Origin of the sequence: Streptosporangium sp. NBC_01639, from assembly GCF_045209755.1 — a bacterium.
Taxonomy (GTDB): domain Bacteria; phylum Actinomycetota; class Actinomycetes; order Streptosporangiales; family Streptosporangiaceae; genus Streptosporangium.
In genome coordinates this window covers 6,815,456-6,828,577 of sequence record NZ_CP109272.1, presented here as the reverse complement: position 1 = coordinate 6,828,577, position 13,122 = coordinate 6,815,456, and the positions used below count along the sequence as shown (strand labels likewise).

Annotated in this window: 11 protein-coding genes; 5 read left to right on the top strand and 6 right to left on the bottom strand. The window is 66.9% G+C overall.

Annotation, left to right across the window (positions count from 1 at the left end; translation table 11 throughout):
• The first annotated feature begins 486 nt into the window (after window positions 1-486).
• Together OHA77_RS31105 and OHA77_RS31100 are read left to right on the top strand one after the other, a co-directional pair.
• A complete protein-coding gene (locus OHA77_RS31105) occupies window positions 487-915 on the top strand; it encodes a peptidase inhibitor family I36 protein (RefSeq protein ID WP_406312935.1) in 429 nt (142 codons plus the stop codon).
• A 496-nt stretch (window positions 916-1,411) separates the two neighbouring features.
• The gene (locus tag OHA77_RS31100) at window positions 1,412-3,700 is read left to right on the top strand and encodes an exo-alpha-sialidase (protein WP_406312934.1); all 2,289 of its coding nucleotides are present in this window, start codon (window positions 1,412-1,414) and stop codon (window positions 3,698-3,700) included.
• A 142-nt stretch (window positions 3,701-3,842) separates the two neighbouring features.
• Here OHA77_RS31100 and OHA77_RS31095 read toward each other — a convergent pair whose 3' ends face one another.
• Window positions 3,843-4,082, bottom strand: a complete 240-nt coding sequence (locus OHA77_RS31095; protein ID WP_406312933.1) for a transposase — start codon at window positions 4,080-4,082, stop codon at window positions 3,843-3,845.
• Between the two features lie 36 nt (window positions 4,083-4,118).
• Window positions 4,119-4,799, bottom strand: coding sequence for a TetR/AcrR family transcriptional regulator (locus tag OHA77_RS31090; protein WP_406312932.1), 681 nt, complete (start codon window positions 4,797-4,799; stop codon window positions 4,119-4,121).
• A 114-nt stretch (window positions 4,800-4,913) separates the two neighbouring features.
• Here OHA77_RS31090 and OHA77_RS31085 point away from each other — a divergent pair, with 114 nt between their 5' ends.
• Both OHA77_RS31085 and ltrA read left to right on the top strand, forming a co-directional pair.
• A complete protein-coding gene (locus tag OHA77_RS31085; protein WP_406312931.1) occupies window positions 4,914-5,993 on the top strand; it encodes an amidohydrolase family protein in 1,080 nt (359 codons plus the stop codon).
• Between the two features lie 849 nt (window positions 5,994-6,842).
• On the top strand, window positions 6,843-8,240 hold the full coding sequence (gene ltrA, locus OHA77_RS31080) for a group II intron reverse transcriptase/maturase (RefSeq protein ID WP_406312929.1): 1,398 nt from the start codon (window positions 6,843-6,845) through the stop codon (window positions 8,238-8,240).
• Window positions 8,241-8,634: 394 nt separating this feature from the next.
• On the opposite strand, the gene OHA77_RS31075 is transcribed toward ltrA, so the two are convergent.
• The 3 genes from OHA77_RS31075 to OHA77_RS31065 form a co-directional block, all read right to left on the bottom strand.
• Window positions 8,635-8,781, bottom strand: a complete 147-nt coding sequence (locus OHA77_RS31075; RefSeq protein ID WP_406312928.1) for a hypothetical protein — start codon at window positions 8,779-8,781, stop codon at window positions 8,635-8,637.
• Window positions 8,782-8,869: 88 nt separating this feature from the next.
• Window positions 8,870-9,865, bottom strand: coding sequence for a hypothetical protein (locus OHA77_RS31070; RefSeq protein ID WP_406312927.1), 996 nt, complete (start codon window positions 9,863-9,865; stop codon window positions 8,870-8,872).
• Between the two features lie 220 nt (window positions 9,866-10,085).
• The gene (locus OHA77_RS31065; RefSeq protein WP_406312926.1) at window positions 10,086-10,778 is read right to left on the bottom strand and encodes a hypothetical protein; all 693 of its coding nucleotides are present in this window, start codon (window positions 10,776-10,778) and stop codon (window positions 10,086-10,088) included.
• Between the two features lie 117 nt (window positions 10,779-10,895).
• On the opposite strand from OHA77_RS31065, the gene OHA77_RS31060 reads away from it, so the two are divergent.
• Entirely contained in the window at window positions 10,896-11,675 is a 780-nt protein-coding gene (locus OHA77_RS31060) for a TetR/AcrR family transcriptional regulator (RefSeq protein WP_406312925.1), read from the top strand.
• A 111-nt stretch (window positions 11,676-11,786) separates the two neighbouring features.
• Here the strand turns inward: OHA77_RS31060 and OHA77_RS31055 are convergent, their stop codons facing one another.
• On the bottom strand, window positions 11,787-12,890 hold the full coding sequence (locus OHA77_RS31055; RefSeq protein ID WP_406312924.1) for an SGNH/GDSL hydrolase family protein: 1,104 nt from the start codon (window positions 12,888-12,890) through the stop codon (window positions 11,787-11,789).
• Between the last annotated feature and the right edge of the window lie 232 nt (window positions 12,891-13,122).

Genomic DNA, 13,122 nt, shown 5'->3' with positions numbered 1-13,122 from the left:
TGCTGGTCCGCGCTGATCTGTCGAAGGACGTCGAACTGCTGGCGCTCCGTCACGGGACGACCTCAACGGCCAGCGATCCATCCGCCGAAAACCCGTCGTTGCCGACATGATCAGCGAATATCACCACGCCGCTTAACCGCAGCTCAGGTCACGTAACTCAATATTCGAGCGGTACACGATCACATGCCCTGCCGGATGGCCTGATAGGGAACACGTAACCCCACCTCTGTTCCGCCGGGCGCACGCAAAGGGCTCTGTGTACGAGCAACCATCTCGTCGAGACGATCACTTGCGCATTCAAGACGATCACTTATTGGCCACCTCTTCCACTCCCCATAGCGTTTGCCTTGGCTGTGAGAGGTCATTGGCCGCGATGCCTCACCGGTGGTGATGTTGAGTCATATTCCCCGGGTCGGCAGAACTTGCGTCATTTGGCTTATCTCTCAGTGTGCAGGTCAACAAGACATCAACCGGAAGGTCTGCAAAATGCGCTTGAAGAATCGCTGGACGGCAACGTTTGCCGTGGCCGCCGCACTCACCATGGCAGGGACGATGTCGGCTTCCGCCAGTACGGCTCAGGCCGAGACGTCGACGGCCATCATGCGGGTACGTGACCTGAGCGACTGCCCTGTCCACTGGGTCTGCATCTGGGAATGGCCGCAGTACTCGGGTGCCGGAACCAGGTACATCGGAGCGGGAACGAGGAATCTGGGCGATTACGATTGGCGGGACCGCGTGAGCAGTGTCTACAACCGTACGGACGCAACGGTGACGCTGGTCGACAGCCGCTCCTTCTTGGAGTCGGACAAAACACTCGCCGTCCATGCGGGATCGCTCATTCCGGACCTCGGGAACGTCTCCTATCCCGGGGGCGGGACCTGGAACAACAAAGTCGACAAGATCGAGCTTGGCTGATCGTACCGATCGTCGGTCGAGGGTGGATGCCGAACCATCCATAGCGGATACCGAAGCAACCGAGCATTGAATTCTGGCCGCTTCACGAAAGTGACGTGTTTCCTGCCGCGGACAGCGCGTGGGATGCCGGCACGGTGTTCGGCTACGGCAGGGCACCGGTCCTGAGCCCTGCCGTAGCCGGTCGCCGTACATGCCGCTGCCCCGGACGCTGGAATCTTCAGCCCTCTGCGGTAGCGGCGTGTACGGACGGCACGTCCAGGAGTTCTTTTTCCATATGCCGTCGCGGGGCCCATCGGTCTTCACCGAGGGCTTCTACGAAGTTGTCGCAAACGTTCGTCCCCCGGCGAGGTAGTGGTCGATACGCGTCCGGTCAGCGTGTTCTCCAACGGGTCGGGCGACTGGCCGGGCGACCACGGATCAGTGCGGCCTCGGCTCTTCGGAGAGAAAGCCAGCAGGATGAAATCCCGGCCCTCCCGGGTGAATGGAGAACGAACTGATGAAAAGCACAATCCAGTGGAGCAGCCGGTCATATCGCGCCGCCTTCTGGAAAGCCGCCTTCTGGAAAGCCGCCTTCTGGAAAATGGTCACCGTGCTGATGGTCGCGGCATCATCGATGGTGGCACCACCGTTCATCGCGGCAGCCGCCACCATCCCCGATGGACACGCGGTGTTCACCAACGGGGAACGGGAGGATGGCGCCGCGGCCGCGTACGTCTGCTTCCGGGCCCCCGCCGTGGTGAAGGCCGGCGATGGAGGCCTGCTGGCCTTCGCCGGAGCGCACCTCGATGATTGCGGCGACTCCAGCCCGGGCGACATCGTGCTGAAGCGGTCTCTTGACGGGGGCAGGAGCTGGGGCCCATTGCGAGTGCTCGCCAGACACAGCGCGACGCCGCGGGTGTTCGCGCACAACCCCGTGCCGATCGTGGACACCACAACAGACCCGCATCGGATCGTGCTGCTGTACACCGAGAACCATGACCGGGTTTATGTCCGTACCAGCGATGACCATGGCGCCACGTGGGAAACCCGGAAGGCGATCACGAAGGAGATCTGGAAGCCCGCTTGGGGAACCTGGCAGGAAGGGTCGGAGGATACTCCGGGACAGATCGGCACGGGCCCCGCGCATGGCATCCAGCTCACCAGGGGCGCCGACGCCGGCCGCCTGGTGGTGGGCGTTACGGTTCGCGTCGCCCCGGGAATCTACAAGCAGTCCGCACTCGGCGGAGCACTGATCTACAGCGACGACAACGGCGCCACATGGCGCGCCGGTGCGTCCTCGCACGGCGCCGAGCCCGCGATCGGAGCGCAGGAGCTCAGCCTTTTCGAGCGGGGTGACGGCAGCGTGTTCGTGACGGCGCGTAACGAGGAGGGCACCGCGGCGACAGTGAACAGGGCCGCATACGCGATCTCTCGTGACCAGGGCAAGACGTTCGAGGCCGACTTCGCGTTGCTTCCGCCGCTGGGGCTGCCCGACATCGGCACCCAGGCATCCACCCTGGCCATCAGGGCCAAGGACCACGACGGCTACGACCGGGCGCTGCTGGCCGCTCCGGCCGGCTCGACCCGGGCGCACCTCACCATTCGTTCCTCCTTCGACGGAGGCCACACCTGGCAGGCGCCCCAGGACGGATTCCTGGTGTACGACGACATCTCTGCGTACTCCGACATGATGGACTTAGGTGGCGGAAGGTACGGCGTCATCTACGAGGGCGGAATCACCGATCAACACGAATTCGTCAACTTCGCCACCTTCACCGAGGCCGACCTCGACATGCCGGACAACCCGACCAGCCTGACGGCCGCTCAGTACACCGGCGCGCTGGCCACCACAACCCCGAATCAGCTACACCTCTTCGCCCCCGCACCCGGTGGCGCCCTCGGCCACTGGTTCGAGGAGCCCGACGGCACGGTCAAGCGCGGGACCTGGGGTACGGCCGTCGCCGGTGAAACGGTCGCCTACCTTGCCGGTGCCCAGCAGCACGTTCTGGTGCGCGGCACGGATGGGAGCCTGCGGCACCGCTTCTGGGACACGGGCCGCGGCGGGTTGGTTCAGGAAACCTGGCTCCCCGCCGGCACCGTGTCAGGAGCGCCCGCGGCCGTCACGACGCCGGGTCAGCAGCACGCCTTCGTCCGTACGCCGGACGGCCGGTTGCTGCATACCTGGTGGGACTCCGGTGCCGAGTCCCGCCGGGAGCAGACCTGGACGGCGGCGGGCACCGTGGCCGGTGATCCGGTCGCGGTGGTCTTCGGCGACCAGCAGCATGTCTGGGCCACGGGAACCGATGGCCAACTGCACCACTGGTGGTGGACCAAGGGGCCTGGCGTGCGGCACGAGACCTGGGCGGGGACCGCGCACGGCACCCCGGCGGCGTTCGTGCACCGTGGTCAGCTCCACGTTTTCGCGGCCGACGCGCAGCGCCGGCTGTCGCACTGGTGGTGGGACTCCGGCACCCAGATGGTCGAGCGGCAGACGTGGGCCGGTCCGGTCCCGCTAGGCGGACGCCCCTCCGCGTTCGTGTACGGCGCCCAGCAGCACGTCTTCGCCCGCACGAGCGACGACACCTTGGCGCACTGGTGGTGGGATCCCGCCTACGACGAGCCCCGTTACGCTGTGTGGCCTGGGGCGCTGCACTCCGATCCGGTGACGAACATGGCCGGTGAAGCTCAGCACGTCTATGGGGCGTCCGCCGCCGACGGAGGGGTCACCCACTGGTGGTGGGACCGTATCGGTGGCGTCCAGCAGGAGAACTGGGGCGGTCAGATCGCCTCCACTCCGCGCTGGTGACCTGACACCACGGCTCCGCCGTGGCCTCAGGAGAGCGATAGTCGCCGGGTCGGACGGAGGTGTACAGGTCCGCCTCCATCCGACCGGCGATCGTCACCGGCCGGAAGCCACGGAGCGGACGGCACTCCCAGACTCCGGCCCGCTACCAGTCGCGCAACCGGCACCAGCAGGTCATCCCCGAGCCGAAGCTCAGCTCCTGGGGCAGGAAATCCCACGGGATCGCGGTGTAGAGCACGAACAAGATGCCGCACGAAGCCTTGCGGTCATCGAACCGCTTGCGTCCGGGATGTCGATAGCGGCGCTCGATCTTCGGCAGCAGCGGCTCGATTCGCTCCCACAGCTCGTCCGAGACGATCCAGGGCAGCTGTCCACCCTTCCTCATACAAGGAACAACACGTACGCGACACAATTCATTCTGTTAGGACTTCCATTGCCGCGGCGCGGTCAAAGGCAGCAGGACCTCATCCACGATCGCCTGGACCTCTGCCTGGTCGACGGCGTCTTTCTCCAGGGATTCGGCGATGATCAAGCGGGGGCCCACGGAGGCGACACGCGGTGTGACGCATTGAGGGGCCGCCTCGCCGCGCTCGGCCGCGGCCCGCAGGGCGGCCAGGAGGATCTGCTGGTGCGGCCAGACGACCAGGCGATGGACTTCGTCGAAGATTTTGGGATGGCGGGGGCGCTGGATCACCAAGGGCCGCAGAGCTCGGCCGCGCGACTCGTCCAGGACGCGGGCGAGGCGGCCGAGCAGGTCGATCAGGTCTGCGCGCAGGGAACCGGTGTCGGGAGGAGCGGGAGGAGCGCCGAAGCCGGTGGACGGATCGGTCAGGGCGGCGAGGACCAGTTGCGCGGGAGTGGACCAGCGACGGTAGAGGGCCGACTTCCCGGTACCCGCCAGCGGCGCGATCTTGTCGAAGGTGAGCTCTTCGAGACTGGTGCGGGCCAGTTCCTCCAGAGTGGCCTGGTAGATCGCCCGGGTCAGGGTCTCACCGCGACGTCGGGTGGCTCTGGGGGCCGCGCGGTCCCCGGGACGCGGGCCAGCCGTGGTCTCGGTCGCACGGGCGGGTGTGGGGCCGGGAGGTATGGCAGAAGGGGACATGGCGGTCACCTTTCCGGTTAGAGCGGCCCAGCGACAGGTGCGTCGAGCAGGAAACAGGGTGTACGGTCCCCATAGTGTACAAAACTGTTCCTTATTGGGGAAGGTGTCCGCCTCATGACAACGCCTGCCAAGACCGCCCTGACCAATGTCCGCGTTTTCGACGGCAACCGGCTCACCGAGCCCCGCACCGTCGTCATCGACGGTCGGCTGATCGGCATCGACCCTGCCGACGCGCGGGAAATCGATGCTGCCGGCGCGGTGCTCCTGCCCGGCCTGATCGATGCCCACGTCCACCTGAACAGCCCGCAGAACCTGCACGCGCTGGCCGCCTGGGGCGTGACCACCGGGCTGGACATGGCCTGCTGGCCGACCGAGCTGGTCGCCTCCCTCCGCCAGGTCACCGGATCGGCCGACTTCCGCACCGCGGGCGTTCCGGCGATCGGCCCCGAAGGCAACCACGCCCGCCACATGCTGAGCCTGCCGACAGAGGCGGTCATCCGCGTCCCCGACGACGCCCGTAGGCACGTCGCGGCCCGAGCCGCCGAGGGCAGCGACTACATCAAAGTCGCCGCCGAGGCTCCCGGCGCCGGTGGGCCCGCTCAAGAGACCCTGCGGACCTTGGTCACCACCGCCCAGGAGCACGGCCTCAAGACCATCGTGCACGCCGCCACCGCTGGCGCGTACGCGATGGCCGTCGACTCCGGCGCCGAGTTCATCACCCACATCCCCCTCGACGGCGTCGTCCCGCCCGAAGACATCGCCGCGATGAAGGCCGTCGGACAGGTGGCCATCCCCACGATCACCATGATGGAAGGCATCCTGGCCGGCAAGGCGCCCCTCACTCATCTCCTGGCCAGTGTCACCGCCCTGCACCAAGCGGGCATCGAGATCCTGGCCGGCACCGACGCCAACACCCAGCCCGACTCGGTCAACGCCGTTGCGCACGGCGAAAGCCTGCACCACGAGCTCGAGCTCATGGCCCGCGCCGGCATCGGCGCAGTCGACATCCTGCGCTCGGCGACCATCCTGCCGGCCCGCGCCTTCGGCCTGAGCGACCGCGGCGCCGTCGAACCCGGCCTACGCGCCGACCTCGTCCTCATCGACGGCGACCCGACCACTGATATCACCGACACCCGCAAGATCCGCGCCATCTGGTGCGCAGGCCACCCCATCACCCCGGCCACCAGCGCCTGACCATCCATTCGATTTGATCACCGAGACGGGGACGCCAAGCCCGCCTCGTAGGCGAGGATGACGAGCTGGACCCTTAAGACTTGCAGATGATTGACTCGCTGAGCTGATCTCTTGTGAGTAGGCATCGCTGAGCTGGACGAACTCAATGGCGTGTACCTGGTTGCGCGAGTCTTAGTGCGCCACGAGGCGCTGTTGTTCCGAATGGAGGTGAAAGACCGTCCATCTCCTCGCCGTCGTAGCGGTGGGGTGAAGCTGGAGGCAGCCTGAGCCGGGAGTCGCCGGGGAGGGTGGGAGCAGCCTCGACAAAGTCGCGTCGGTCCAGCACTACCGGATGGGCCGGGCGCGGTGAGCGAGACGGGAAGGCATACGCGAGGAACCGGTGTCATTACGCCTCTTGACTTGCTACCAGCTCTAACCCGGTGGATTCGGGCTGGGAAGCGGCGCGCACTCGCCCTCCTCCTGACGAGGGCGGGGAACTCCGAGCAGGGTCTTAAGCGCCTGCGCTCGGAGGTCACGGTGAAGGACTACGGCGTAGCCGTGACGATGCCGCAGGGGCAGAGCCGGGTGCCTAACCCGTCGATCGGACAGCAGTGAACGTGGGAACCCTCCGTGATCGGTCCCGCCCGAACGCCCTGGCCAGGGGCGTGGGGCGGGATAGGCCCGACGTCGGCCGAAGACGCGGAGGGGGCGGAGCCGCCGTAGTACTCCGAGCGCGGGAGAGCCGCGTGCATGGGGAAGGGCGGCAGCGTGTCAGTCGATGAAGGGAATGCAATGTCCGAAGACGCGCCGGTGAATACCGGTGCCAGCGGTTGGCCCGACCCGTGGTCGGCCGAGCGTGCGGTACGGAGGATGCAGACCAAGTTGCACCGTTGGGCGACCGATGATCCCGGCCGCCGGTTCGGTGACCTGTTCAACCTCGTCCACGACCCGGCGTTCCTGAGACACGCGTGGGAGCGGGTCTCGCGGAATGTCGGGGCGAGGACTCCGGGGATCGACCGGGCCACGGTGGTCTGGATCGAGACCGTGATCGGGGTCGAGGACTTCCTGGGCCAGCTCCGGAACGCGCTGAAGTCGGGCGAGTTCCGGCCGGTCGAGGTGCGGCAGGTGATGATCCCCAAGGCGAGCGGCAAGCTTCGCAAGCTGGGGATCCCCACCGTCGCCGACCGGGTAGTCCAAGCGGCCCTGAAGCAGGTTCTCGAACCCATCTTCGAGGCGGACTTCAAACCGTGCTCCTATGGGTTCCGCCCCAACCGGCGAGCGCACGACGCGATCTCCGAGATCCATCACTTCGCCTCCGAGCCGGTCAACTACCGGTGGGTGTTCGAGGCGGACATCAAGGCGTGTTTCGACGAGATCGACCACACCGCCCTGATGGACCGTCTCCGGGCGAGGATCAAGGACAAGCACGTGAACTCGCTGGTCAAGGCGTTCCTGAAATCCGGGGTCATGACGGCCGACGGAAACCGGGAGGAGACCTGGACCGGAACCCCGCAAGGCGGGATCCTCTCCCCGCTGCTGGCGAACATCGCCCTGTCTGCGCTGGACGATCATTTCGACCGGCAATGGCACGAGGAGATGGGCACCAAGCGGCAGCGGCGCAGACGCAAGGACCAAGGCCAGGGCAACTGGAGATTCGTCAGGTTCGCCGACGACTTCGTCCTGATGGTGGCGGGCGACCGCCATCACGCCGAGGCCTTGCGCGAAGTGGTGGCCGGCGTGCTCGCCCCCTTGGGACTGCGCCTGGCCGAGGAGAAGACCCGTGTGGTCCATATCGACGAGGGGTTCGACTTCCTCGGGCACCACATCCGCCGCCAGCGGAAACGAGGAACGAACAAGTATTTCGTCTACACCATGCCGTCCAAGAAGGCCGTTCAGGCGATCAAGGACAAGGTGAAGGCGAAGACGCACAGGTCGACCCGCAACCAGGATCTGGCCGAGCTGATCCTCAGCTTGAACCGGATGCTGCGCGGGTGGGCGACCTACTTCCGGCACGGAGTATCCAAGGCGATCTTCGGCGCGATCGACGCCCACGCGTGGGGCCGGTTGATGCGGTGGATCCGCCGGAAATATGCGGGCAAGGCCCGCCTCGGCATGCCCGAGTTCAAGCGTCGCTTCTGCGACCGAGACTGGAGGATCGCCCACCAGGGGACCGCTTTCACAGGCGCGTCACCGGTCAAGATCGAACGCTACCGCTATCGCGGAACCAAGATCCCGACCCCCTGGACCACCGAACCCGCAGGAACCTGACCAGCGGGAAAGGCACGTGGAGCGCCCGGTGCGTGGAGACGCGCACGCCGGGTGCGGCGGGCGGGCCGGGGAAACCCACCGTGAGCAATCACGGCAGGGCACCCCGGTCCGACCCAACCCGAAGCTCTACCTGGTCAGACCCCTTATCGCGACTTTTCGGTCCAATGCCGGTCGAGCTCCGTCGCGGCGCGTTCATGGGGCGCCGTTAAGAAACGCGCCATGAGCCACAAACGGTAACCTCTCCGCTGGTCAGGCAAGATGTCTTCCGTAGGGGCATCGACTCGCAGGGACTGCCATGACTCTCAGACGCAAGCCGCAGACCTGCGTCTTCTCGCCCGTTTGAGCCTGGTAACAGGTTTCTTGACAGCACTCCAATTCCTTGCCGAGCTCCACGCTACCAGCGATCATCTTCCGAAACTTTGACTGCGGCCGGAAGAGAGCCGAGCTCAAAACCCGGCCCCGTTACGGCCTCATCGTTCCCATCGCGCTGGTGACGCCGCGCCTCGGACAGATCGCTGGGATAAGGCTTGCGCTTGCCCATGCCGCCGGTCCATCGCAGCCGTATCGGATGTCAACTCTCCGTCATGAGATCCTCACTCCGGGGGAATCTCATACGAGAACAATCCCTCTCAAACGGTGGGGGCGTTGTGGTGGACGGCGATGGAGCACTGGCCACGCTGGTCGGCGAGGAGGGCGAGGGCGACACCGATGACGACCCAGGCCGTGAGCACCAGGACGGGGAAGCCGGCGTCTGTGCCGTCGAAGAAGGCGTTGGCTCGTAGCAGGCTGCCGGAGGCGCCTGGGGGGAGGAGTTGGCCGAAGGTGGCCCAGCCGTTGGGGAGCCAGTGGGGGCCGGTGGCGAGGCCCGAGAGGGGATTACCCAGCAGCATCATCAGTGCGCCGCCGAGAGCGAACCCGGCCATGCCGAAGAAGGCTTGGAGGCCCAGGAGGGTCGTCGACATGGCGGCTATGCCGAGGATGACTCCCAGGGCGGTGAGCCAGTAGTTGCCGTCGATCGAGTGGGTGGCGAACTGGAGGACGGCAGCGACGGCGGCGCCCGCCACGACGGAGAACATCAGGGCTCCTACGAGGCGGGTCCGCAGTCCGCGGTGGCCGGGGAAGACGCTGCTGAGGATCAGGACGGGGAAGATGCCGCCGAAGATCATGGGCAGGAGTGCTGAGGTCAGCCCGGTTCCATGGGGGTCGTCCTGGGTGAACGGCACCAGGTCGTGGACGGATGCTTCTGTCATGTGCTGTGCGGCGACGCCGTCGCCCAGCGCGGTGAGGGCGCTGGTTGCGGAGGGGCCGCCGGCGTTGGCGGTGTAGACGTCGACGCCGTGATCGGTGACCGCGAGGCCACCCGCTATCGCACGATCTTTGACCGCGGACTGGACGGCGGCGGGGGTCTCGTAGACGCGGACGTCCCACGCGTCTTTGTCGGCGTTCTCCCGGAGAGCGTCGGTGGTCTGCTGGGGCCCGGTGACGCCGACGGGGACGTGGCGTGGGCCGCTGTGGAGCGAGGGCAGCGCGAAAGCACACAGCATCGTAGTGATCAGGGCTGCCAGGCCGAGAACGACCAGGGCCAGTTTGCGTCGCGTACCGGGCAGGGCGAGGTGGTTCGACATCGTAAGGCTTTCTTTGCTTCGTGCCGTACGTGGAGAGGGCGGAGCCCCTTCTCGGCTGGGGTGGTGGAGAAGCCGGATGGGCGCTGCGCGCCCGAGACCGCGTACGCCGAAGCGGGTGGTCTGTGTCGCCTTGATGCGGTCGGCAGCCGCGCGGCTGCCGACCAGACGTCGGGCCGCATGGCCCACCGGGGCCGAGTTGCCTGACGTCTGGTCGAAGACCTCAGACGCGGGCCGCCGCGGCCGCGATGATCCAGTTCCTGAACTCGACAGCGTAGTGCCGGAGGTGGTGCTCCAGGATGTCCGGCGGGCACGTGGAGGGCATATAGATCGTCAGGTTTGCGGTGAAACCGTCAGCGGTGTCACCGAACTGGATCAGCGCCCGCCCGACAACGGTGCCGTCAGCCAGGAAGAGGTTCGAGGACATCTTGTGCGGAAACTCGGACTCCGGGAGGAGTTCGTTCGCATCCGCGGCCCAGGCCATCGCGTCCGTTCCCCAGCCGCCCATATAGAAGGAGCAGACATGGGGGCCGATGTTCTCCACCACATTGGCCGATCCGTCGGTGGTCATCACGTAGTGCTCGGGGTGCGCCGCGAGAAGCGCGTTCTCGTCTCCGGCGAAGGCCTTCTCCATCCAGGCTAGGAACGCGCCCGAGGTGAGGCCTCGCGTCGCGAGCACCGTCGTGCCTGCCTTGAAGCTGCCGTCGGAGGCGCGCGCGCTGTCTCGTAGGAAGGCGTTGCCTTCCTCGATGTCCGCGGCCAGGAGGTCGAGCAGGCCCTGGCGTCCCAGCCGCGTCCGGAAGCGGTCCAGGGCACGGCGGGCGTAGAACAGCTCGAAGTCGTCGATGCTCCTGGCGCCGGTGGGCCCTGACTCGAGCGTCACGGTCACGGGCGGGGAAGTCTGGTTGTCGGTCATGGTCGAACCTCCGGTAAGATGTGAATGTGAATTCATGTTCGCTTTATGAGCTTACCCAAAGGAGCGCACCACTTGTCAAAAGGACCTGCTGAGAGCGCCGCGGATACCATGCAAGACATGACTGACGAGCCGGACCGCCCACTGCGCTACCGGGAACCCCAGCAGGCACGTAGCGCCGCGACACTGGCTCGCGTGCTGCGGGCGGCTGAGGAAATCGCCTCCTCGTCCGGCCTGGAGGAGATGACGATGACCGGCGTCGCAGAGCGCGCCGGCGTCTCGGTCGGCACGATCTACCGCCGCTTCGAAGACAAAGAGCAGCTGATCACCGCCCTGACCGAGCGGATGCTGGAACGGCGCGAGGACTACGTCGCCGAGCAGCTGCGTACGGCCGAGCCGTCACTCTCCGGCGTCATGGACGCCTACGCGCACGCCCTGCTGCAGTCCTTCGCCGACAGCAGCAACCTCTTCCCCGAGCTGCTGCGCGCCCGGGGAACCAAGTCACTGGACCGCGGGGCCAGCACCATCACCAAGATCCACCGCATCCTGCTCGAAGCGGCAGCCCCCTACGCCGACCAGATCCGGCGCTCCGACTCGGAAACGGCGCTGGACACCGCGGCGCGCGCGATCCTCGGCGCCTGCTTCCACAACTCCATACGCCCCGACCCCGCCACCGGCGAGGCGGCCCAACGCCAGTACGCGGACGAACTCAGCGACATGGCGATCGCCTACCTCCTCACCCCTGACCACCGCCGCACCGCCCCTGAGCCCCCCGCGCTGCCAGGTGATCTTCACGGTGCGGATGCCGCCTACTCCTCCTCGTCGTCGAGTTCTGGGGCGTCCGGGTCGCGCAGCGGCCGCAGGCCGCCGCCGGCCGGGGTGGAGGCGGTGAAGCTGTAGCGGCCGAGCACGTTGAGGTTGCGGTGCTTGGGCGGGGACAGCCGGGCGATGTCCTCATCCCGGATTTCGTGGCTCTCCGCGCGCAGCTGGACAACCGCCGCGTCACAGGCCCTAGAGGGCGAGGGTTTCCGGGTCTACGGCGTTGGCCATGGCCTGGGCGCCTTTGTCGTTGAGGTGCACGCCGTCGCCGCTGTCCAGGGCGGGGTGGATGTAATCGGGCGCTTCAGGGTTCTCGACGGCTCGGGCCACATCGAAGACGGCGTCGAAAGTGTCGGTGGTACGGATCCAGTCGTTCACCTCGCGTCGGGCGGCGAGGCCCTCGGGGGTGCTGATCCCGGGGTAGATGGCGCCCGCGAAGGGGCCGATGGTGGCGGCGAGCATCTTCAGGTCGGCCGCGTGGGCGCGGTGGGCCAGGGTCTTGAAGCCTTCGATGAGGGCGTCGGAGGTGACGGGAGACTCACCGGACATGCCGGGGAGGCCGAGGTCGTTGATGCCGAAGTGCACCAGGACATGGGTCAGGCCGGGAATCGAGAGGACGTCGCGGTCGAAGCGCGCCAGCGCGTGCTCGCCGACCTCGTCCCGCAGCAGGCGGTTTCCGGCGATGCCCTGGTTGACGACCCATCCCCGCTTGAGGCGCCGGTTGAGGACGTCCACGGAGCGGTTGTTCGCGCCGACGGTGGAGCCGACCCCTTCGAACCAGGAGTCGCCGAACGCCACGGCGATCGCGGTGTCGTCCGGGGTGAGCACGTCGACGCCCGAGACGTAGAACCTGGCTTCTACCTGCTCGGCCTCAGGAAGCGCGGGAGAGGTGACGTGGTTCCCGCCGACGATGTGAGCGGTCTCCATGGGCTGGTGGGAATAGGTGGCCAGGCCTGTCTCCTCAGGGAGATAGAGGCTGAGGAACAGGTCGGCACCGGAGGCAACGGGGAGACTTACCGGGTCGCCGGCGGCCTCTTCTCCCGGCGGGATGGTGAGCTTCTCGGCGCCATTGAAGGTGAGGACGGCCTGCCCGTGCTCGGTGGCGGCCGTCGCGGCGGCGATGGTCAAGGGGGTGCGGCCGTAGAGGTTCGTCAGGCGTACGCGGAGGCGTTCTCCACCGCCGGCCATGTGGAGCACCTGGCGCACTGTCTGGTTGGCGAAGCCACGCGGTTCGGTGAACTGGATCTGCTCGTAGGGACTGATCACGGCGGTGCGGAAGCCGGCTGTCCAGATCATGATCGCTCCTTGACTGCTATGGGGAACGGTGTCGCTCAGGCGGTGACCAGGACGGTCTTTCCGACCGTCCGGCGGTGGCCTCGTCGTGGACGGCGGCCAGGTCGTTCAGGAGGTGCCGCTCGACTGCCTCGATCTTCAACCCATCGGCGTCGACGCGGGCGATCAACTCGATGAGCTGGGTGGCGTCGCTGCGCGCGAATTTCAGCGCGCGGCGCGGGCGGGCGATGGACGT